The sequence below is a fragment of the Chlorogloeopsis sp. ULAP01 genome (genome assembly GCF_030381805.1).
GTDB lineage: Bacteria > Cyanobacteriota > Cyanobacteriia > Cyanobacteriales > Nostocaceae > Chlorogloeopsis.
This window is the reverse complement of the sequence record NZ_JAUDRH010000010.1, coordinates 238,358-258,514: the sequence shown is the minus strand read 5'-3', so window position 1 is coordinate 258,514 and position 20,157 is coordinate 238,358. Positions and strand designations below refer to the sequence as shown.

Genomic DNA, 20,157 nt, shown 5'->3' with positions numbered 1-20,157 from the left:
GGGTGTAAGACTAGCGATCGCCAAAGCAAAACCTTAAATACTAATTGTTTTTACTATTAGTTGTTAACCATCAGCTATTGAGAGTGTTTGCAGTATTCTAGGATTAAGAGCAAGCTATCTTTCAACTAAAGTTATCGAGGAAATACAGCATGACTATTTGGGTAAACGAACAAATTGATCCATCTGGAATGATTTATGCTTGTATTGCCTGCTGTAATGAGTCCCAAGCCAAAGATTGCCATGAGTCATTTCAAAAGAATTTGACTGATACACAAAAGGCATCTGGTTGGGTAGCGCAATTACGGACAGTTGATTCTTGGGATGAAGTTCCAGTTAATGCTTTAAAGCTGGATTAAGACGTTAGTTGTCACATATTCGCAATCAATTTACCTTAAGAGTTTGACTAATTCTACTAATTTATAGCGTTTCCTAATCTGCTTAGGTACTGAGTACATTGCTAATAAAATTGGACAAACCTCTGCGTCACCACCGAAGTGATGAGCCTCCTTGTGGAGGAGCTAAGTCGCAAAGCGATACGCTACGCGGTAAGCGCAGCCATGCCCGCAGGGCTTTACGCTAACGCTGCAAGCAGGCGCTTGTAGTTCTGTGTGCGCTACCTTAGCGCCCCTCTGCGTTTAAAACATTGGTTGTGTACCTCACTTAATAGGGAATCGCTATATAAAAGATTGCGACATATGTATTGATACAACCTATATCCATTACAGTTATTTCCAATCTCTCTAAAATCCACAATGGTATTACTGTTCCTGGTGCCTCGTCCTTAATTGCCTTGCCAATTTCAACTATCAAATTAAATTTAATCAACTCATCAAATTTACGTAATCTTTTTACCAGATAACCCCCAATATATCTTGTCATTAGGGGTTTTCACATATCACAAAAACTTTAAACAGACTGATGGCATCTCTTGAAAAATGTGCCATCTACTAAAACCCTCTATCTAAAGAGAGATTGGAAATGCTACGTCTTGGTGATTATAAGCAAAGAAGTAGCATAGACGATATAAATGATGCTACCTAATTATTAGGTTAAGAAAATACAACATGAAGATTAAGAAATAATAAATGATTGACTATGACTTGAAATAGATAGTGCTTAAACAGAAAGTGAATGCTTTTTATGAAAGTAAAAGAGTTATTATCTAAGCATAGTAAAAATTTAAGATTTTGAAAAAATAAATAAGATTAATGAATCACCCAGTGGCTCACACTTCTGCTGTAGACTATCCCATTCATTTAATAGGCACAACCGCACAAGCAGTTGAAATTTCAATTCACTCTCCCAGCCAGTACATTTGTGCTAATTGCGAAAAAATATTACCGGATTGGAAAAATCAGCTTTCTTTTTGGGTTGTAATTTTTCTCCAGCAATCTAAACATGAAATAGTGGAAAGTAGCCTAGAAATAGAAGCAGAAAAACAAAGGCTGCGAGAAAAGTTTATGAAGTTTGGGCTTGATGTTGCTTTTGTTTTACGCGATCGCGGTTATCTAACAGACTTAATTGATCCGCGTACTGGCTATCCCCTATTTTCTCGCCCAGGAAAATTTCCTCATGATGATACCGCAGCAGTAAAAGCTTTACTCGGTTATCCAGTTATTAAAAATAAATGTCGCGTACTAATACATCCACACTGGGGAACAGCCGTTTATCCTAGCATTTTGCTATCAGCAGCTTACCCATTCATTATTGAGAGTGTAATCAAAAGTATGGCTCCCTTACATGGCTGGAAGGAGAAAAGTTGGAAAGCTTTTACAGAGAAATCAATTTAGATACGCATCTAAATTATTAACTTTTGTAATATTTAAGATTTTCTTTAGATTTTCTAGCTTAAGATTTTCTTTAGATTCTCAACAACTTAATTATGTATTGAGCTAGAGAAGGAGCGATTGTAATGAATGTATGCCCTGTGAACTCGACAACATTACGTCAACTTTGGTTGGTAGTTGAACAAACCCAAACCAGTACTCTTCTCAGACTTGGTGATACAGATTTAGTAAAGCAGTTATTAGAACAGCTTGATAAAAAAGCCCTCAGCAGTGAAGAGACTAACACCTTGAGAGCTTACATTTATTCTAAAACTTCATTAATACGCGATCTAGCCCAAGCACGTTTGATCAGGGCTTGATCAAAATTAAGTACAGTTTTATGGCTTTTTGTTTATTCTTTTGACTTTGGTTGCCTTGGTTATGAGCTAGTTTTTTTACTTGTGTGTTGCCATATCAACTGGAAAATTGACACAACTCAGATGCACCAAAGCCATTTTTAATCCAAAATTCTAAATTTTATTATCTCCCATCATCGTAACTTGAATTCTCCTAATCGCCTCAGCTTGAGCAGCTGAGGTTTTTTGTTTAATAGCGATAGGTACTTCTAGGGTTTTTTCTCGCTTGATATTCCCTTAAAGCTCCATGACTCAATAAAGTTCGTCCGTTCATTCTCATGGTGGGGATTTGTCCTTTTTGCAAAGCCATATACAGATTGCTTTGATCTACACACAAGCGTCTGGCAGCTTCCAGAGGCGAAACACCGTGTCTGTGCATAAACTGTTGTCTTCTAGTTCCTACACGTAAGCGTCTAGCTGCATTTCCAAGTAGAACATCGTGCTTGTGCATAATTTTATGTCTTCCTGCCAATCTAATTAGATAGCTATCTAAATTATAGTGCGGAAGAATATAAAAATATGATAAAAACTATGTAACAATCTGTTAACTGATGTCTTATGCCAATTTAAAAAATGATTAATTGATAAAACCCAGATAGATTAAAGCGATTTCTAATCCAAAGTCCGTCTTGAAAAGCTTAGAGTCTCCTCCGGAGGAGACTCTAACGAGAACCTGCTTCGCGTGTACGCAGTCGCCACAAGTCGGGGAAGCCACTGCGCGTCTACAAACTTTTCGCAAAATCCAAAATGGTATTATTGCCTCCAAGCCCTCATTACCAGGTTGAACCTGGTAACGAGAATTAGAGCAAGAATGCTGTTATTGGGGGGCAATATCCATCCTAATAAAGTGCGATCGCCCCACCTAATCAAAAGGCTGTTATATTCTGGCGCGAAGTGCGGGAGTGCGGAAGAGATTTTTAAATACAGCCAATCGCTGTTCAGGGGGTTCTGGCGCTGACTCCCACAGACTTTCGTAATAGAAGAAAGCTACACCCAAACCACGTTCTTGGGCATTGCGCACTTGGAACTGAATATTGTGGATTGGAATTGGATTAGTTCGCAAGCCTGCCATAATCCCGATTCCAGTTGGAATCACTTTTTGTGCTTGTTGAATTTCTGGGCGAGAAATATTGGCGATAAAATTTTGCATATTAGAACTATAGACTTGCATAATTAACTCGTCCACAATTCCCTGCTGTACCCAGTTCAACCAGTCTTGGAGGTGAAGTTTGTAAGCAAAGTCATAGTAATTGGGAGAAACGGAGAAAATTGCCTGAGGTTTTCTAGCTTTTACAGCTTTGTGAAGTTGCACCATAAATGCCGTAATTTTATCTGCCCGCCAACGCACCCATTGTGGATCTTTGGGATTTGTCGGAGGATTTTTCTTGGTTTCTTGCTTGTATAAAGCAGCTGTGTACTTGTCGTAGCCAAATTCGTGGGGCAAACTCATGTGATCGTCAAACTGAATGCCATCGACATCATAGTTAGTGACGATTTCCAGCACGAGATTTGTGATAAATTGTTGTACTTCTGGGCGGAAGGGATTGAGCCATACAACCTCACCGGCAGCACTAATCGAAGTCTCGCTACCATCCCACTTTTGCGTCAGCCAGTTGGGATGACTTAATGCCAACTCTGAAGTTTGGGGAGCCATGAAACCAAATTCAAACCAAGGAATCACGAGCAAACCTTGGCGATGAGCTTGGGCAATCAGATCTGCAAGAATATCATGTCCATCTGAGCCTCGAAACAAAAAAGGGATACCTTTTGTTTGTGCTACAGCACTAGGATACATTGTATAGCCAGAATTCCAGACTACGGGGTAGATTGTGTTGAAGTTCAGCTGTCGCAGTTGGCTTACAGCATCTTTCACTTTTGCCCGATCCCTGAGGATATTAAAATCATTGTTCGTCATCCAAACACCCCGAATTTCCTGACGGGGTATTTGAGCAATGGCTGGGGTAAAATCGTGTATTAAAATTGGTGTCAAAAATGATATTATTATCAAGATCGGAAAAAAACTCTTCAGCGATCGCCGCAAATTTGGAAAAACTAAATGTAATTTCATTGGTTTGAATACTGTTTTAGCTACCCAGGCGTACCATCGTATGCTTTGGTGAAAGAATCTACTAGTCATAAAGTCTTCCAGTATTTATATTTACCAGATTCATTCCGTGCATATCGAACTGCTGCTTCTATAGTTCTGAAGCAGGTTTCTACGCATTAGAATTATTGACGTAGATAGTAGACATTAGTGCCTAAATTTACTTTAAAAAAGAAAAATTACTTAATTTGGCAATTAGTTTGGCGATCGCTTAACAGCTTAATCATAACGGGCGTGCTCGAACTCATAAGACATAGAACAGCCGATTAAGTTTCTTGAGCAGATATCCTGTGCTATGGCAAATAGGAATGCACCTGCAAACGCCCACCAAGGAATTGCTGGAGGAATCACACTAATTGCTAGCGATCGCCCAAGAGTTATGGGGTAAGCTTTACGAGAATGCTACGCAAATGAAGCTTCTAGATAAATATTTTTCCTTACAATCCCTTGGCAAGATGACAAGTGCTGTCTGATGAAGCTTGTGTAAGATTATTCTCCCAATGGGGACAAGCAGCCGAGTCACCTTGGAGATTAGCGTTAATTTGTGTAATTTTAGTAGATTGGGAGCACAAAGTCGTTACTTGTCCACAAGGGCATAAAAGTAGCAAATGGTTACTAAGAAAAGATGTTATATAACAAAAAATTTAACATTTAAGATTAAGATGTTACATAATTATAAACATTATTTATCTTACCATAATCTAACTTTACTATCCTGTCTGATAAATAGAAATATTGATCATCATGAGTAACTACTATTACAGTTTTGCCTTGATTCTTCAATTCAGGTAATATCTGCGTATAAAAAACATTTTTAAACGCAGGATCTTGATCACTAGCCCATTCATCAAATACATATATCGGGCGATCTTCTAAATAAGCTGTCAATAAAGCTAGACGTTTTCGCTGTCCTTGAGATAACAGAGTCGTAGAAAGTATACCATTGTTAATTTGAACTTTTTTGTCAAGTTGTAACTTAGCTAAATAGTAGTAAATTTGTTCGTCAGCAATATTTTTACCTAAATTCAAGACATTATTGAATAAATAAAAATCAGAAAATACCACTGAAAAATGTTGGCGGAACCACTCTTGATTTTTTGCATTTACTAATTTGCCATTAAGATAAACTTTTCCCTGTTCAGGAATGTATAAACCAGTGATTAACTTAATAAGAGTAGATTTACCACTACCATTACCACCGACGATAAAAACAATTTCACTACCCGCAACAGTCAAATTAATTGGGCCAAGAGTAAAAGCTGCTTCTTCTGAGTCTTGATGATAAGTATGAGTGATACCCAAAAATTCTAAACAGTGACAAAAATTATCTGCTTCATCCCAATTCATGAAATTACTTTCATAACAGTGATTGGATAATGATAGTTTGAGAGAGTCAACCTTATTTAAAGCGACGGTAGCTTTGCTAAAAGCAGGAATAGCACTCATAATGTAATCTAAAGGTGAAAGCAGATAGAGAATAGTCAACGCATAACCAGATAAAATATGAATAGGGATAGTTTGGAGAGTTGGTAGAGCAAAAATTACCAATCCAACAACTACAAAAAATAAGTTATTACCCCAGCCAGCAGCAGCAGCAAATATAGTCATCCCAACTACATTTTTACGTCGATATAATTGTGCAGTTTCTTTAAGTTCTTTCTTTAAAAATGTTTGTCGTCGCTGAAAGTGAAGTTTCAGTTCTTTAGTTCCTTCGGTGATAGTCCGAAAATGGCTAAATAATCTATCTTCTTGCTGACGAGCTAAGATAAAAAATAATGTTGCTTTGTGTGCAACCTGTCGATAGCTGATTATTCCTAGCAATAAAGAAATAAGTACTAAAAAAAATATTATTGGCGATAACCAAAATAAATACAGAAGACAACTTGCTACGATTGTTATGTCAATACACAAAGTAGGAATAATATAAACTGTCTGAGAAATTGTTAAAACATCATCTGTTAATGTAGCTAAGATACGATGTTTTCCTAAAATTTCTAAATGATATAGTGGTGTGGCTAAAATTCTCTCGCTTAACGTGAGACGTAATTCTAAAATAGCTTTTTCTGCCAAATTTATTAACAAATTTTTAGAAATGATATTAGTAATAAATTTTAGACAACAAAGTCCGATAAAACTCCAAATTAATGTTGTTAGTGATGGTTGATTAATATGAGTATTAATTATTACCAGCAATCCAGCCGTACTAACTCCACTTAATAACCCGATAAACGCAGCAAGAGTCAGAATTTTCCAAGAAGAGCGTACTAACAAAGTTATTAAGTTCATATCAACTCTTTCGATATAAATAGTCTTGCTGTTTATATATAGAGGTTGATTATTGCAGTGTCGATATAGAAAAGTTAAGGAAACTGGGAGAGAAATGGCTTAACTTACACACTTAACTCATGCAAGGAGGAAGCAGGAACGAGAGTTAAGTAGGTTAGAAAATAGCTGAAATTCCCTAACTAATCTATATCGACTATGAAAGCTCCTGATTTTATAAAGATAACAGTTAATATTTATAACCAAAATAAATTTTATGAACGCTGAACTAGACATTATCATTATTGGGGCTGGTTTTTGTGGTGTTACTGTAGCTGCAAGTTTAAAAAATTTTGGTATTAATAACTTTATTGTGATAGAAAAAGGTGAAACCGTTGCAACTATCTGGAAAAATTCATATGACCGATTAGTAACTCAAAATCCTTATTTTATTCTACCTTTCTTTGAGGGTAAGGAAAAATATTCTACATTTAAGACGAAAGATGAAATAGTAGAGTATTTAACAGAATATGCGCATCATTTCCAAGTTAATTCACATATTCGTTTTGGTGAAGAAGTACAAAATATTAGCAAAACAGATAATCAGAATCAAACAGATTATAACTGGCAAATAGAAACAACCAAAGACATTTTACACTGCAAGATACTTGTTATCTGCACTGGGCTAAATAACGAACCTGTAATTCCCAAATTTTTTGGGCAAGAAGATTTTTCGGGTACTATTATTCATAGTAGTGCCTATCAAAATGGCATCCCTTATCAAAATCAGAAGGTTTTAGTCGTTGGTTCAGGGAATTCAGCAGCAGAAATAGCACTAGATTTATATGAACACGGTGCTGCTCGTATAGATATGTTAATACGTGGTAAACGTTGGGTATTTCCTCTTTATCCGAGACTACGAGTACTACAACATTGGTTATGGCGAAGTAGGTCATATTTTAAACAGTTATTTAATCAATATACAACAGATAGCAAAATAGCAGCTATGGAGAGATCAATAGATTTCTCTCCAGAAGAATTGCAAGCAGATATCAAAGAAACCGATAAATTTATTCAGCGTTTTGCTTTAGATTTGAGTGCTTACTCTATCTATCCAGAAGATAAAGGGCCAATGGATATGGAAGTTAATCAGGGACGTGTGGCGTGGGTAGATAGAGGTAGTGTTAAACAAATTAAAAAAGGAAATATTCAAGTTATCTCTAATAATATTCAGCAACTCACAAAAACAGGCGTAATCTTTGCCAATGGTGTAACACAAGATTACGATGCAATTATTTTAGGCACTGGCTTTCGTCCTAGTATCAATAAACTTTTGAAACAGTCTGAATTGTATCTTAATCTGAATGATAGTTTATTACCAAACACAGATGGTAAATGTCAATCGATTGTTGACGCTACACTTTACTTTGTGGGCTTTGAGAAAACTGCTGCTAGATCCGCAACTTATGGTTATTACGGCTGGTGTACAGGTAAAAGAATTGCTTTTCAATTGATGGAAAAACAATTGTTATCGCGTCAAAAATTGAAGATTTTATTTTAGTTAAGAATGAGGTTGTAAAAGTTAAGTCTTAAGTTAAGTGAGCTTCTACCTTTAATTCCTTAACTTTTCTGTATCGACTTTTATATTGGCAAATTCTATAAAGATAACAGAACATCTGCAATCAAGGAGTTGAACTCATGAAGAGCTTAATAAATTATCTGAACAATATGCGCTGGAACAGAATGTTTACAATTGTCTTATCAATTAGCATTTTGTTATTTACACAAGCTTGCGCCCCTAGAAGAATATCTACACAATCTGCTGGGGGAAGCCCTGTTAGTTATCCGTTCAATCAAGCTGGTAATTAAATTTGTCTCTGCTTTGGAAATCAGCAAGGTTAATCTGTTATCAAAAGTTTCCAATGCTTTGAATCTTATAATGTAGTTTTTACTCAATCAAAGAACTTACACAAAATTTATAGGTGTAAGTTCTTTTGTTTTCTAACTGTTAGAGAAATCTCGTTTAATTTTTGAAAAAATTACTTACATAGGATTAGTCTCTGTCCTATGTGAAAAGGCTCTTATGTTGCTTATTCCTAAGCGCTAGAGTATTAATGTCATTTATAATCACGTACTAAGTTATTGTAACTAATATTAAGCAAAACTACATTAAAAATACTTATATAAACAGACACATAGATACAACTTTATTTAATTGTCACTTTCTAATCACATTTACTCTCAACACTAAGAGTGTTGAGAGTACTCAGTAAAAATACCCCAGGTATGAACGCTATTTTTCAAGAGTTTATCCAGGCGATCGCTTAATATCGACGCTGGATAAACTTTGCCAGCATTCGGATTGCGCTGGTGTAACAATCTCACTCTCAAGCTGCCTTGCGCACAAAAGGGGCAATTGTAGTTTTGTAATAAATATCGAACTTTAGAGCGATAGCAAACTTAATCAATTTTGAGGCAAGGATACAATGTACTTGAACTTATTTGGCTTTCATGTCAATCATTGGTCAGCTTCTATTGCTTTAACTGCACTAGCAGCCGGGCTAGTCTCTTGCCAACCTCAAACCCCAACTGCTACTGCCCCTGGAACACCTGGCGCTCCTAGTGAAAGAGTGTCCATTAGCGGTGCAGGTGCTTCATTTCCAGCGCCTTTATATCAGCGTTGGTTTGCTGAATACAATAAGCAAAATCCTAATATCCAAATTAGTTATCAGTCAGTTGGAAGTGGTGCCGGGGTAAATCAATTTGTGGCACAAACTGTAGATTTTGGAGCTACTGATGCGCCACTCACCCAACAAGAACGTGATAAGTTTCCCGCACAACGGGGGCGCCCAATTCAATTGCCAATGACAGGAGGCGCGCTTGTCTTTGCCTACAACCTTCCTGGGGTAGATAATTTAAGGCTATCTCGACAAGCATACTGCGGAATTGCTCAAGGCAACATCAAAACCTGGAATGATCCTCAAATTGCACAGCAAAACCCTGGTGTCAACTTACCCAATACTCCGATTTCCTTCATCCATCGTTCTGATGGTAGCGGAACGACTTTTATTTTTACTAATCACCTCGAAAGTGCTTGCCCACAATGGCAAGCGGGTGCTGGCAAATCTGTGTCATGGCCAGCAGGTATCGGTGCTAAGGGAAATGAAGGTGTAACCGCTCAAGTTCAACAAACTCAAGGAGCAATTGGTTATGTAGAATATGCCTACGCTAGGGAAAACAAATTGCAAATGGCTGTACTTGAGAACCAGGCTGGTAATTATATCACACCTGAACCAGGTTCGGCTGCTAGTGCAATTGAAGGCGCTCAGATTCCTGAAGATTTCGCACTCCTAGTTCCAGATCCAAAGGGGGAGCAAGCCTACCCGATTGTTGGTTTAACTTGGTTGCTGCTATACGAGCAGTATGATAATCCTGCTAAAGCACAAGCAATGAAAAACGTGGTTGAGTGGGCTTTGTCTCAAGGCGACAAGTATGCTGAAGAATTAGGTTATTTGCCTTTGCCTGATGACGTCTCACAAAAAGTCATTGCAGCTTTAGACACAATTAAAGTGGCTCAAGGGCAATAAGTATAGTAATTCTCGTTACCAGGTTGAACCTGGTAACGAGGGTTTGTAGGCTGATGGAACTGATACAAGATGTGAATATATCCAACAGTGGCTCAAAATTTCATAAATGACAATGGAACATCAACACAACCAATAACTGCAAGGATTCACTGTAGCAATTGATAGTCAAATCACAGTGAAAAAGCTATGCGATTACGCAGCATAATTATCTTAATCTCTTTACTTCTTTTTGTTGGCTTTTTGGGTTTTCAATTAGAAATAACTTTGCCAGGAAGACCACCTTCAGTCAACAATACATATACTCCAATCACAAAATCTGCACCCAAAGGAGTTGGCTCCTATGACGTGCTGGGTTACGTAGTTAGTAAAGAAGAAGCGAATAAGTTTCTGCAAACAGAAAAAGGACGTGAAGCCCTTTCTGCTGAGAATGGTGCAGTTGAAATTACTGAAGAGTTAATCAACCTTGGACGTGATGCTTTTTATCAAGAAACCTTTGGTAATGAATATCTGTTTACAGATATAGTTGGCATTCTAGATGGGCCGATTAATCTAGGTAGCATCACCAAAGCAATATTAGCTTTGAAGGGCAAACAAACTACTAATCTTCAGATTCCCTTAGACCAAGATATCACCGTCGGCGATCGCACTTTCCCCGCAGGTACGGTACTCAATACCGGTTTAGATGTACCTAAGGGTTCTTTGTTTCCCTTAGGAATTACCCTCAAAATCAATCATGCTCAACCGAGAGTAGGTATTACCTGTGCTTTATGCCATGCCACAGTCAATCAAGAAACTGGGCGTATATTAGAAGGTGCAATTAATACAGACGTTAATTTGGGGCCATTAATTGCAATGGCTAGTAATTCAGCTGCTCTCTTCCGGCAGACAGATGTCAATCCCACAAAAATTCCCCTTGGAAAGCATACCTATATCGACAAGAACGGAGAAACAGCATTTCTTCCTGACTCTAAAATCATGGAAGACGAAGTAGATAAAGCGATTCTATCCTGGCCTCCTGGTAACTTTGTTTCTAATGGCGATCTAAAAAATAACTCAGCTCAGATCCCATCTTCCTATACCCACGATTCTTGGCCTTATGCTTGGAGTGGCGTTGCTTCCATTGGTTGGTTCCACGGATTAACCACACTAAATAATGCGGTATTTGGATTGAATGCAGATCCAACAACAACAGCAGATACCAGCGAAGAAGTACTAGGCATTGATAAAGAAACCTATTTAGGAACAATGCTGCAAAACGCTTCCAAATCTGAATTTCGTCTTCCAGAAGGAGCCCAACCTTCCGAATTTTTAGACAAGGTAGATCCTACACCTGGAGAACCTGGAATCAACAGCACTATTCGGATGCCAGAATACCCCAAAGGTTCCCTGTTCATGCAGAATGGATTAATGGCAGTGACTCCTGGTTTACCTGTGGCTGCTCAACTCAATGGGATGTCAGCTTGGCAAAATACTTTAGCACCACCTCCTCACGAAGCTGCTGATCTTGCAACTCTCCAGCGTGGAGCAAAGATTTTTACGCAGGCTAATTGTAATGATTGCCATAGTGGCAGGTACTTTACCAACCATAAGGTAATTCCTGTGCAAGAGGTGAAAACTCAAGGCAACCGAGCGCCAGCATCGCAGTCTTTTGCTGAACAGTTTGCGCCACCAGATACTTATCCAAGTAACGTACCTGTGCCGTTGCCATCTAATCCAGCTGTACTGTCAATACCTACAGATATTACGCCTCAGGAAGATATTGAGCTAGCCTATGCTATTAGCGATCCTGCTGGTGGCTATAAAGTACAAAACTTGATTGGACTTTACCTCAGTGCGCCTTATCTCCATGATGGTGGGGTTGCAGCTAGCCGAGAAGCCTTCAAGCAAGATGAAAAAGGAGGCTTTGTTGTTGCAAACTCCCAACAATTGGGTATGGCAGGTACTTTGATGCGTGGTATTTTACCAGATGCCGAAGCTAGCTTGCGATCGCTAGTTGATCGTAACCTGCGTGAGCCTATGGTTGCTGCTAACAAAGCAAGTTCCGACTTACAGCGATCAAATATAACCGGTCAAGGACACCCCTACTGGGTTGATGAACAAGCAGGTTTTACTACACAACAGCAAACCGACTTGATCAACTTCCTGCTCTCGATTGACGATGATCCAGCCGTGCTACCGTAAACATCACGCCGCTAAAAATAATCAATCCCCCTGCTCTCCTAAAAACAGAAAGTACAGGGGGATTATTGTCATTATTTAACCATTTACCATAAAGCTCTTACACCATTACCATTATCATCCTGTTGAACGCCTCCTGGTGTAGTTGTGTCATCCTGTTGAATGCCTCCTGGTGTAGTTGTATCTTGCACGGGTTGAGCGCCAGGGGTAGTTTCGTCAATGTTAGTTGTATCATCTGTTGTTCCAGGTTGAGTTACACCAGGAGTAGTTGTACCAGGTTGGGTAATACCAGGAGTTGTAGTTCCAGGGGTAGTTGTACCAGGTTGGGTGATACCAGGGGTAGTTGTACCAGGAGTTGTAGTTCCAGGGGTAGTTGTACCAGGTTGGGTAATACCAGGAGTTGTAGTTCCAGGAGTTGTAGTTCCAGGAGTAGTTGTACCAGGGGTAGCTTGAGCAAGACTAGCAGGATTTAGATTGATTTCGGCTTTGGCTGGAAGGGTAAAGAAAGCACTAACACCAGCAACGCCAATCAAAGTAGCAATGTTTGTGAATAAATTCTTAGTGTTTTTTTTACTCATGAATGAAATCTCCATTAGGTAAAATTTGAGCAATTGCTTTACATTTTGTGTATTCAATCTGAGAGTTTTTGCAAAAGATAGCAAAATAAATTCATAGATATTATTTGCATATTTTTGCAGTAGCTCAAGTCTTGAATTGCCAACACTTTCTGACCAAAAAGTAAATTGGCAGAAGAATTTAAAATTGAATGTTTTGTTTAAGTGTAGAAACAGTAATAATGCTATTTATCTATCTAGAGTTTGATTAAGAATAAAATGACAATAGCTATTTTTTAAGAAATAATTATCTAGCAAATCACCATTAATCAACGAAAAACAGAGAATAACAAAATTAACGGCAAAATCAGTAGACTTTTACTAGAAAAATGCAGAATAAAACCAATAAATCCATTTATTTATTTTTGATGCTCGGTGTATTGCTCAACTTGGTTTTTCCTCAATATTCTTGGGCGTATGAGCAAATATTTATATTACCGGATGCCTATGAAACTCAAACTCAAACAACTCGATTAGAAGTAAATCTTAGTCGGCGACGAGTATTTGTATATCGAGGTAAAAATTTGATTAAAAGTTATCCGATCGCAGTTGGTCGGCGTAACTGGGAAACTCCTACAGGTAAGTTTAAAGTACAGCAATTATTACAAAACCCTACGTGGATTCACCCGATAACAGGTCAAGCAATTAAAGGAGGGACACCAGAGAACCCTCTCGGAAATTATTGGATTGGTTTTTGGACTGATGGGCGAAATTGGGTTGGGTTTCATGGTACTCCTAATCCTGAAACTGTAGGGCAAGCAATCTCCCACGGTTGTTTACGAATGTACAACAGAGATATTAAAGAATTATTTCAACTGGTGACTTTTGGAACGTCGGTAAACGTCATCAAATAATCAAATAAATGAAGTTTTATTTGTCTTGTTTTCTGACTCTACTTTTGATAGATGTGTTCTAAATCTGTCAAAATGTAAGCCGAGCAATATACAACTTGGCATTGCCTAGAACTGTTCTTTAGAGATATGAGAGATGACACGCTCTCCAAATCGGGATAATCAACCTCAATCGAGTTTTAACAGGCGTTTACGACTCCTTCTGTTAAGTCGCACCAGTATGGCTATAGGTGTGATTTTGCTTGCTGGTGCTGTGGGAGGTGCGTTGTGGGCTTGGATCTTTATTAACGAAAGGTTAGCACCACTAGTAGAAAAGAACATCCAGCAAATACTTGGACGACCTGTACAGGTAGGAGAAATCCAAGATATTTCCTTTAATGGTTTACGCTTCGGCCCATCATCAGTACCTGCAACAGCCACAGATCCAGATAATCTTAGGGCTAGGGCGGTGGAGGTGCAGTTTGATCCGTGGCAACTACTGCTCAATCGAACTTTAAAACTAAATGTTACCTTAGTTCAACCTAATGTCTATATTGCACAGGATCAAGAAGGTCGCTGGGTAACGACGGAAATAAAAACTCCACCCACAGAGGGAGTCGGTTTGATCAGAACTGATTTGGAGTCAATCCGGGTAGAAAACGCTGATGTATTGTTGTTCCCCTATTCTGAGCCAAAAAAACCTAAGGCTTTTGTTGGGATAACTCAAGTCAGTGGTGTAGCTAATTTTCTAGATCAAAATCAACGCATTAATTTTACACTCAACGGTCAACCCAGGAGAGGAGGAAATTTACGAATTGCTGGAGAGACGAACTTAAAAGTAAACCAAACTAATCTCAAAATTAATTCCTCTAATCTGCTCGCCTCTGATGTGACTCGATTGATAGAGTTGCCACTCGATTTACAAGGTGGTCGTTTAGATAGTAACTTAACAGTCCAATTTCAACCCACTCAACCAGAAACTGCTCTGTTTGGAACTGTCGGTTTAAATCAAGTAACTGCACAAATTGCTAATGTCCCCAGAGCATTTAATAATACTACGGGTAAACTGCAATTTCAGGGTCAAACAATTGCAGTAGAAAACTTAAATACAAGCTATGGCAGCATTCCTCTGCAAGCCAGTGGCAAGTTAAATACCGAAACTGGTTACAACCTTACGGCTCAGGTGAAAGCAGCTAGCGTTAAAAATCTTTTAGATACATTAAATGTTAACTTACCAGTTCCAACAGCTGGAACAGTACAAGCAAACTTGCAATTACAAGGAGAACTGCAAAAACCGATTTTAACGGGAACAATTAGTAGTGTTAAACCTGCTCAAATTGACCGCTTGACATTTAGTAATATCAGCAGTCGTTTGCGGTTGACTCCTTCTGAACTTGTCCTTTCTAATATTCAGGCAACGCCAACAGTCGGAGGAAAAATTACTGGTAACGGTAGAGTTGGGTTAGGAACTCAAAACAAAATTGCTTTCAACTTGCAGGCACAGAATTTACCTGGAGATGCGATCGCCAAAATCTATGAAGCTGCTCCGACATTTACAATTGGCAATCTTTCCGCAAATGCCCAAGTTTCCGGTATTCCTGGTAATTTCCAAACAGCAGTACAATTGCAAGCACCTGGTGCTACCTACTCTGGTCAAGTTGGAATTTTAATCGAAAACACGGGAGTTGTCCGGTTCCAAGATGGTGTTTTTAAAGTAGCAGGGAGTACAATCCAAGCTAGAGGTAGCCTTGCCCAAGAAAAATGGCAAGCTTTTGTAGACGCAAATAGCATTCAGTTGAGTCGCCTTCCCCAAGTACCACCCCAGTACCAAGGTGTTTTAAACGGTGAGTTTGCTTTATCTGGAACGACAAAATCTTTCCAACCGTCGGCTATTCAAGGCTCAGGACAGGCAAATGTCAAATTGGCACAAGGCAGTGTTAACCTCAGTAATATTCGCCTCAATAACGGTCGTTGGCAAGCTGTTGTTAATGCCTCCCAAGTTCCACTCAGTCAAATAGCACAAAATTTACCGCCAGGACAAATCGTTAGTTCTAACTTGAATCTGTTGGGAACGACTGAATCTTTTCAACTTTCAGATATTCAAGCCGCAGGACAGGCTAATTTACGTTTAGCGGATGGCACGGTAAACCTGAGAAATATTCGCTTAGATGAAGGGCGCTGGCAAGCTTTAGCTAATATTTCCCAAGTTCAACTAAATACTTTATCACCACAATTGCGGGGACGGCTCAATGGTGAAGTAAGTGCAACTGGAACTACTGAATCTTTCCAACTCTCAAATATCCAAGCAGCAGGGCAGGTACGCTTTTCCCAAGGTTTAGCCCAACTCCAACAACCTTTAACTGCCCAATTTCAATGGAATGGCGATCGCTTGCAAATTTTACAGGCGACTGCACCGGGGTTGAGCGTTGTGGGTACTGTGGCAGTTCAAGTGGAGGAAACACCCCAAATTACTGGGTTTAACTTGGATGTGCGAGCGCGAGACTATAACTTGCAAAATCTTCCCCTTAACCTACCTGGAAATGTAGCACTTGCAGGTCAAGTTGATTTTACCGGACAACTTACAGGTACTCCTACGACTCCGATCGCTTCTGGAGATATTCGGTTAAGAAATTTTGCAGTTAATGGAGTGGCGTTCGATCCGCTGCTTACAGGGCAAGTAAATTTTCAGCCAGAACAAGGAACACGACTTCAACTAACTGGCAAACAAGACCAAATTGCCCTTACTCTTGACCCCAATAATCGCCCACTTTCATTTTTAATTCAACGCGATCGCGCTGTCGCAACTGGCAGAACTGAAGGAGATAATCTTTTTGTTAACGTCCGCGATTTTCCTGTAGCTGTGCTGGAAAATTTCGTTCCCCCTGGTGCAACTTTAAGACCGATTGCCGGAAATATATCTGGGGATTTAGTCGTTAATTTAACCAATAATACCTTTATTGGAGATGTAGCGATCGCCCAACCTAGAATCGGCAGAATCACCGCAGATGAATTTCGAGGGCGTATCGGTTTTGCTGATAGTACTTTTACTTTACAACAGGGTCAAATCCGCCAAGGAGAGGGCATTTACTCCCTCAGTGGTGAGTTGCCAACTGTTGGCGATCGCCCGCTACAATTTCAACTTGGCTTCAACCAAGCCAGAATAGAGCAAGTATTGCAAGCAGTCAGCATCTTTGGTTTTCAAGACTTAGCCACTGGCTTAGAAACTCCAGATTTAGCGGGAGCAGAAGCACTACAAACTCAGCCTGTAAGTTTACCAGATGCTCCTTTACTGACACAATTGCGCTTTTTTGAGCAAATTCAAGCACTTGTTGCCCAACAGCGCCAGGAGCAGCAACAAGCACAGCGAATACCAACACTGGCAGAGTTAACAGGGGCAATTAATGGAAACGTAACAGTAACTGGCACTTTGCAGCAAGGGTTGAATATCGGTTTTGATTTAACAGGTTCGGATTGGGTATGGGGTAAATACAATATCAATCAAGTGATTGCTCAAGGTAATTTTGCAGATGGAGTTTTGACGTTACTACCCCTGCGAGCAAATTTGAATGGCTCGCTCCTGGCTTTCAATGGACAATTGAGTCAAGAGCAACTTTCTGGACAAGCGCGAGCAGAAGCGTTACCAGTAGAACTCATAGAACCTTTTTTACCTGATTTGCCTGTTGATATTACGGGGACACTGAACACCCTAGTCACTCTAGCAGGCAATTTAGAGAATCCTAGAGCAATAGGCGAAATAGGACTGGTGAATGGTACTGTAAATAAACAATCTGTAGAAACAGCACAAGTTAGCTTCAATTACAACGACGCTCGCTTGAATTTTGGCAGTACTATACAAATTGCAGGCACAGGTACACAACCAGTACAAATTACAGGCAGCCTACCCTTTGGATTACCTTTCGCTACCGTTCAACCTGATAGTAACCAAATTAGTATCCAGGCTAACGTACAAGATGAAGGTTTAGCAGTAGTTAACGCCTTTACTAATCAATTTAGTTGGGTTAAAGGTCAGGGACAAGTAGATGTAGAAATTCAAGGCACATTAGATCAGCCAGTTATTAGCGGCATTACGACAATTAAAAACGCGACTTTGAACGTGCAAAATCTGCCTGAACCACTGACAAATGTAACTGGAACGGTGCGCTTTGTGGGCGATCGCTTCAACGTTGAGCAACTCCAAGGCGAATACAGCCGAGGACAATTAACTGCTAAGGGAATTTTGCCTATTTTTGCCACTCAAAATGCTCAACAAGAAGCAGCAACAAATCCCCTGACGATTACATCAGAAAATCTGCAACTAAATCTTCCACAATTGTATCAAGGCGGAGTTAGTGGCAATATTGTCATTACCGGAACAGCAATAGATCCACAAATTGGTGGAGATGTTCGCTTAAGTAATGGGGAAATATCCCTAAGGGAAAGAATTGCTGGTTTAAGTACTGCTCAAACTGCAACGAGTACAACACCTACTCAAATTACAACAAATACAACACCTCCTCCAACACCCACTAACGAAACTCCTGTTACTCCACCTATACGATTTGCAGATTTACAGGTGTTCTTAGAAGATAATGTTCGCGTTACTGCCGAGCCACTTTTCAATTTTGTGGCAGAAGGTGATATTACCCTCAACGGCACATTAGCTCAACCTCGCCCTCAAGGAACAATTAGTCTTAGACGTGGGCAAGTCAATTTATTTGTTACTCAATTCGGCTTGGCTCGTGGTTACGAACAAACGGCGACATTTACTCCTAATCTTGGCTTTGACCCCATTTTAGATGTTCGGCTAGTAACTTTTGTACCTGAAGTTCGCGGCAGTCGGTTACCAGCTACAGCCGGTTCTAGTGAAATTCAAGATATTTCTGCCATCAATTTCGGTACTTTAAATACTGTTCGTGTTGAAGCCAGAGTACAAGGCCCTGCTAGTGATTTGGCTGATAATCTAGAATTAACTAGTGAACCTGCTCGTAGTGAAGCGGAAATTATTGCTTTAATCGGAGGTTCCTTCTTAAATGTTCTCGGACAAGCCGATCCTGGTTTGGGGATTGCTACTATAGCTGGTTCTACTCTCTTTCCAGGATTGCAAGGAACCATTAGTCAATTTGGTGAAGCGATCGGTTTAAGAGATTTGCGGATATTTCCTACTGTCATAACCAATCCGGCATCAAATGTTTCAGTGCTTGGTTTAGCAGCAGAGGCGGTGGTTGGTATTTCTGATGATCTTTCTGCTTCCATATCGCGAGTTTTTGCTGCCAACGAATCCTTCCGTTACAACATAATTTACCGCCTCAATGACCAAGTTCTTTTGCGAGGTTCCACAAATTTAGCAGATGAGAGCAGAGCAGTAGTTGAGTATGAAACACGGTTCTAATACCATTTTGGATTAAAGAATTTTGGATTAAAACACACAGATCCCCGACTTCTGGTGAGAAGTTGGGGATCTAAAGATTTGGTTGCTCTACTTAATTAATAAGCTTTAATAAGCTCTGCGAGCAAATTGGTAGTACAAGAAAATAGCTATAATTGCACCCAGCACTGCCACAACTAAGCCAGGAATGCTTAAGGTTGCAGATGTAATCGCAAAAGTTCCCGTTTGTAGTAAAGTAACTAAGGTTCCACCAATGAAGGCACCGATAATTCCTAAAACTAGGGTACTCAGAATGCCGCCTCCTTGAGAACCAGGATAAATAGCTTTAGCAATAGCACCCGCTAACAAACCTAATACAATCCAAGCAAGAATATTCATGGTTCAACTCCTTAGTGTGTGTGAATAAGATAATTGTGAGATATTGTTTTCTAAGAGCTAAAACAGATATCGATAGACCCTAGATGTTCACGAACTCCAACCGCTGTAGAGGAAAACAGAATCCTCTTGTTCTTGATAAAGTAGAGTTAAGCGAGCAAACTCTACAACCATCTATGTCGTTGTCATATATGCACTGTTGGTAGTTACGGCATCGCTTGACTTCAAACCACCACAAAGAACTAAAGCGGTGTCAAAGTTCTGCCAGTGCGTTCGTTTGTTGATATTCTTAAATTACCAAATCTACTCTGGCTAAGTTAACTATCCACAGTCAGAGGAATATTCTTTCTATAGTTAGAAGCTCAATCATATAAGGTATCTATCTTTACATATATGAATTCAATTAAAAATTTAAGAAAAATCCTTTGTGAGAGTGATTGACAAAGAAAAACAGTTAAAATTTGATGTTTATTAACCCTTGCTGAATTACAGACACCTATATAAATAAAAACTTCACTTCTCTTATCTCTAGCACGCCAGTCACTACAACATAGGAGCCACTGCTCAACTAAAGTTTCCCGGCATAAAGCATATAGCGTGGAACCTCCAAGGGTGCGCTAGCTCTTCTAGCCCCTAAAC

At 39.4% G+C, this 20,157-nt stretch carries 16 protein-coding genes; 10 read left to right on the top strand and 6 right to left on the bottom strand.

Annotated elements, in window-relative coordinates; genetic code table 11:
• Window positions 1–149: 149 nt before the first annotated feature.
• The 4 genes from QUB80_RS20885 to QUB80_RS20870 all read left to right on the top strand — a co-directional run bounded on the left by QUB80_RS20885 (window position 150) and on the right by QUB80_RS20870 (window position 2,146).
• The gene (locus tag QUB80_RS20885; protein ID WP_289791428.1) at window positions 150–356 is read left to right on the top strand and encodes a glycogen debranching protein; all 207 of its coding nucleotides are present in this window, start codon (window positions 150–152) and stop codon (window positions 354–356) included.
• Window positions 357–454: 98 nt separating this feature from the next.
• On the top strand, window positions 455–580 hold the full coding sequence (locus QUB80_RS20880; RefSeq protein ID WP_289791427.1) for a hypothetical protein: 126 nt from the start codon (window positions 455–457) through the stop codon (window positions 578–580).
• A 628-nt stretch (window positions 581–1,208) separates the two neighbouring features.
• Entirely contained in the window at window positions 1,209–1,790 is a 582-nt protein-coding gene (locus tag QUB80_RS20875; protein ID WP_289791426.1) for a methylmalonic aciduria and homocystinuria type D protein, read from the top strand.
• 122 nt (window positions 1,791–1,912) lie between these two features.
• Complete coding sequence (locus QUB80_RS20870) at window positions 1,913–2,146, top strand: hypothetical protein (RefSeq protein ID WP_289791425.1); 234 nt, start codon at window positions 1,913–1,915, stop codon at window positions 2,144–2,146.
• A gap of 226 nt (window positions 2,147–2,372) precedes the next feature.
• On the opposite strand, the gene QUB80_RS20865 is transcribed toward QUB80_RS20870, so the two are convergent.
• The 3 genes from QUB80_RS20865 to QUB80_RS20855 form a co-directional block, all read right to left on the bottom strand.
• Window positions 2,373–2,633, bottom strand: a complete 261-nt coding sequence (locus QUB80_RS20865) for a hypothetical protein (protein WP_336622332.1) — start codon at window positions 2,631–2,633, stop codon at window positions 2,373–2,375.
• Window positions 2,634–3,059: 426 nt separating this feature from the next.
• Window positions 3,060–4,250, bottom strand: coding sequence for a glycoside hydrolase family 10-like protein (locus QUB80_RS20860; RefSeq protein WP_289791424.1), 1,191 nt, complete (start codon window positions 4,248–4,250; stop codon window positions 3,060–3,062).
• A gap of 693 nt (window positions 4,251–4,943) precedes the next feature.
• Window positions 4,944–6,572, bottom strand: coding sequence for a cyclic peptide export ABC transporter (locus tag QUB80_RS20855; RefSeq protein ID WP_289791423.1), 1,629 nt, complete (start codon window positions 6,570–6,572; stop codon window positions 4,944–4,946).
• Between the two features lie 253 nt (window positions 6,573–6,825).
• Between QUB80_RS20855 and QUB80_RS20850 the strand changes: the two genes are divergently transcribed.
• Complete coding sequence (locus QUB80_RS20850) at window positions 6,826–8,109, top strand: flavin-containing monooxygenase (protein WP_289791422.1); 1,284 nt, start codon at window positions 6,826–6,828, stop codon at window positions 8,107–8,109.
• 137 nt (window positions 8,110–8,246) lie between these two features.
• Window positions 8,247–8,417 carry a hypothetical protein gene (locus QUB80_RS20845; protein ID WP_289791421.1) on the top strand — a complete coding sequence of 57 codons (171 nt, stop codon included), beginning with the start codon at window positions 8,247–8,249 and terminating at the stop codon, window positions 8,415–8,417.
• Between the two features lie 378 nt (window positions 8,418–8,795).
• On the opposite strand, the gene QUB80_RS20840 is transcribed toward QUB80_RS20845, so the two are convergent.
• Complete coding sequence (locus QUB80_RS20840) at window positions 8,796–8,933, bottom strand: hypothetical protein (protein ID WP_289791420.1); 138 nt, start codon at window positions 8,931–8,933, stop codon at window positions 8,796–8,798.
• 101 nt (window positions 8,934–9,034) lie between these two features.
• Here QUB80_RS20840 and pstS point away from each other — a divergent pair, with 101 nt between their 5' ends.
• Both pstS and QUB80_RS20830 read left to right on the top strand, forming a co-directional pair.
• Window positions 9,035–10,135 (top strand): phosphate ABC transporter substrate-binding protein PstS, encoded by a 1,101-nt coding sequence (gene pstS / locus QUB80_RS20835; RefSeq protein ID WP_289791419.1) that lies wholly within the window; start codon window positions 9,035–9,037, stop codon window positions 10,133–10,135.
• 186 nt (window positions 10,136–10,321) lie between these two features.
• On the top strand, window positions 10,322–12,316 hold the full coding sequence (locus tag QUB80_RS20830) for a di-heme oxidoredictase family protein (protein WP_289791418.1): 1,995 nt from the start codon (window positions 10,322–10,324) through the stop codon (window positions 12,314–12,316).
• 83 nt (window positions 12,317–12,399) lie between these two features.
• Here the strand turns inward: QUB80_RS20830 and QUB80_RS20825 are convergent, their stop codons facing one another.
• On the bottom strand, window positions 12,400–12,891 hold the full coding sequence (locus QUB80_RS20825) for a hypothetical protein (RefSeq protein WP_289791417.1): 492 nt from the start codon (window positions 12,889–12,891) through the stop codon (window positions 12,400–12,402).
• A gap of 365 nt (window positions 12,892–13,256) precedes the next feature.
• Here QUB80_RS20825 and QUB80_RS20820 point away from each other — a divergent pair, with 365 nt between their 5' ends.
• Window positions 13,257–13,781 carry a L,D-transpeptidase gene (locus QUB80_RS20820; protein ID WP_289791416.1) on the top strand — a complete coding sequence of 175 codons (525 nt, stop codon included), beginning with the start codon at window positions 13,257–13,259 and terminating at the stop codon, window positions 13,779–13,781.
• Between the two features lie 133 nt (window positions 13,782–13,914).
• Complete coding sequence (locus QUB80_RS20815; RefSeq protein WP_289791415.1) at window positions 13,915–19,146, top strand: translocation/assembly module TamB domain-containing protein; 5,232 nt, start codon at window positions 13,915–13,917, stop codon at window positions 19,144–19,146.
• Window positions 19,147–19,251: 105 nt separating this feature from the next.
• On the opposite strand, the gene QUB80_RS20810 is transcribed toward QUB80_RS20815, so the two are convergent.
• The gene (locus tag QUB80_RS20810) at window positions 19,252–19,521 is read right to left on the bottom strand and encodes a GlsB/YeaQ/YmgE family stress response membrane protein (RefSeq protein ID WP_289791414.1); all 270 of its coding nucleotides are present in this window, start codon (window positions 19,519–19,521) and stop codon (window positions 19,252–19,254) included.
• Window positions 19,522–20,157 lie beyond the last annotated feature (636 nt).

What these genes read in the sequence shown, in the direction of transcription:
- QUB80_RS20850 (WP_289791422.1), top strand. Translation starts at nt 6,826, where the DNA reads ATGAACGCTGAACTAGACATTATCATTATTGGGGCTGGTTTTTGTGGT.
- QUB80_RS20825 (WP_289791417.1), bottom strand. Translation starts at nt 12,891, where the DNA reads ATGAGTAAAAAAAACACTAAGAATTTATTCACAAACATTGCTACTTTG.
- QUB80_RS20885 (WP_289791428.1), top strand. Translation starts at nt 150, where the DNA reads ATGACTATTTGGGTAAACGAACAAATTGATCCATCTGGAATGATTTAT.
- QUB80_RS20845 (WP_289791421.1), top strand. Translation starts at nt 8,247, where the DNA reads ATGAAGAGCTTAATAAATTATCTGAACAATATGCGCTGGAACAGAATG.
- QUB80_RS20865 (WP_336622332.1), bottom strand. Translation starts at nt 2,633, where the DNA reads ATGCACAAGCACGATGTTCTACTTGGAAATGCAGCTAGACGCTTACGT.
- QUB80_RS20820 (WP_289791416.1), top strand. Translation starts at nt 13,257, where the DNA reads ATGCAGAATAAAACCAATAAATCCATTTATTTATTTTTGATGCTCGGT.
- QUB80_RS20860 (WP_289791424.1), bottom strand. Translation starts at nt 4,250, where the DNA reads ATGAAATTACATTTAGTTTTTCCAAATTTGCGGCGATCGCTGAAGAGT.
- pstS (WP_289791419.1), top strand. Translation starts at nt 9,035, where the DNA reads ATGTACTTGAACTTATTTGGCTTTCATGTCAATCATTGGTCAGCTTCT.
- QUB80_RS20875 (WP_289791426.1), top strand. Translation starts at nt 1,209, where the DNA reads ATGAATCACCCAGTGGCTCACACTTCTGCTGTAGACTATCCCATTCAT.
- QUB80_RS20810 (WP_289791414.1), bottom strand. Translation starts at nt 19,521, where the DNA reads ATGAATATTCTTGCTTGGATTGTATTAGGTTTGTTAGCGGGTGCTATT.
- QUB80_RS20815 (WP_289791415.1), top strand. Translation starts at nt 13,915, where the DNA reads ATGACACGCTCTCCAAATCGGGATAATCAACCTCAATCGAGTTTTAAC.
- QUB80_RS20870 (WP_289791425.1), top strand. Translation starts at nt 1,913, where the DNA reads ATGAATGTATGCCCTGTGAACTCGACAACATTACGTCAACTTTGGTTG.
- QUB80_RS20855 (WP_289791423.1), bottom strand. Translation starts at nt 6,572, where the DNA reads ATGAACTTAATAACTTTGTTAGTACGCTCTTCTTGGAAAATTCTGACT.
- QUB80_RS20830 (WP_289791418.1), top strand. Translation starts at nt 10,322, where the DNA reads ATGCGATTACGCAGCATAATTATCTTAATCTCTTTACTTCTTTTTGTT.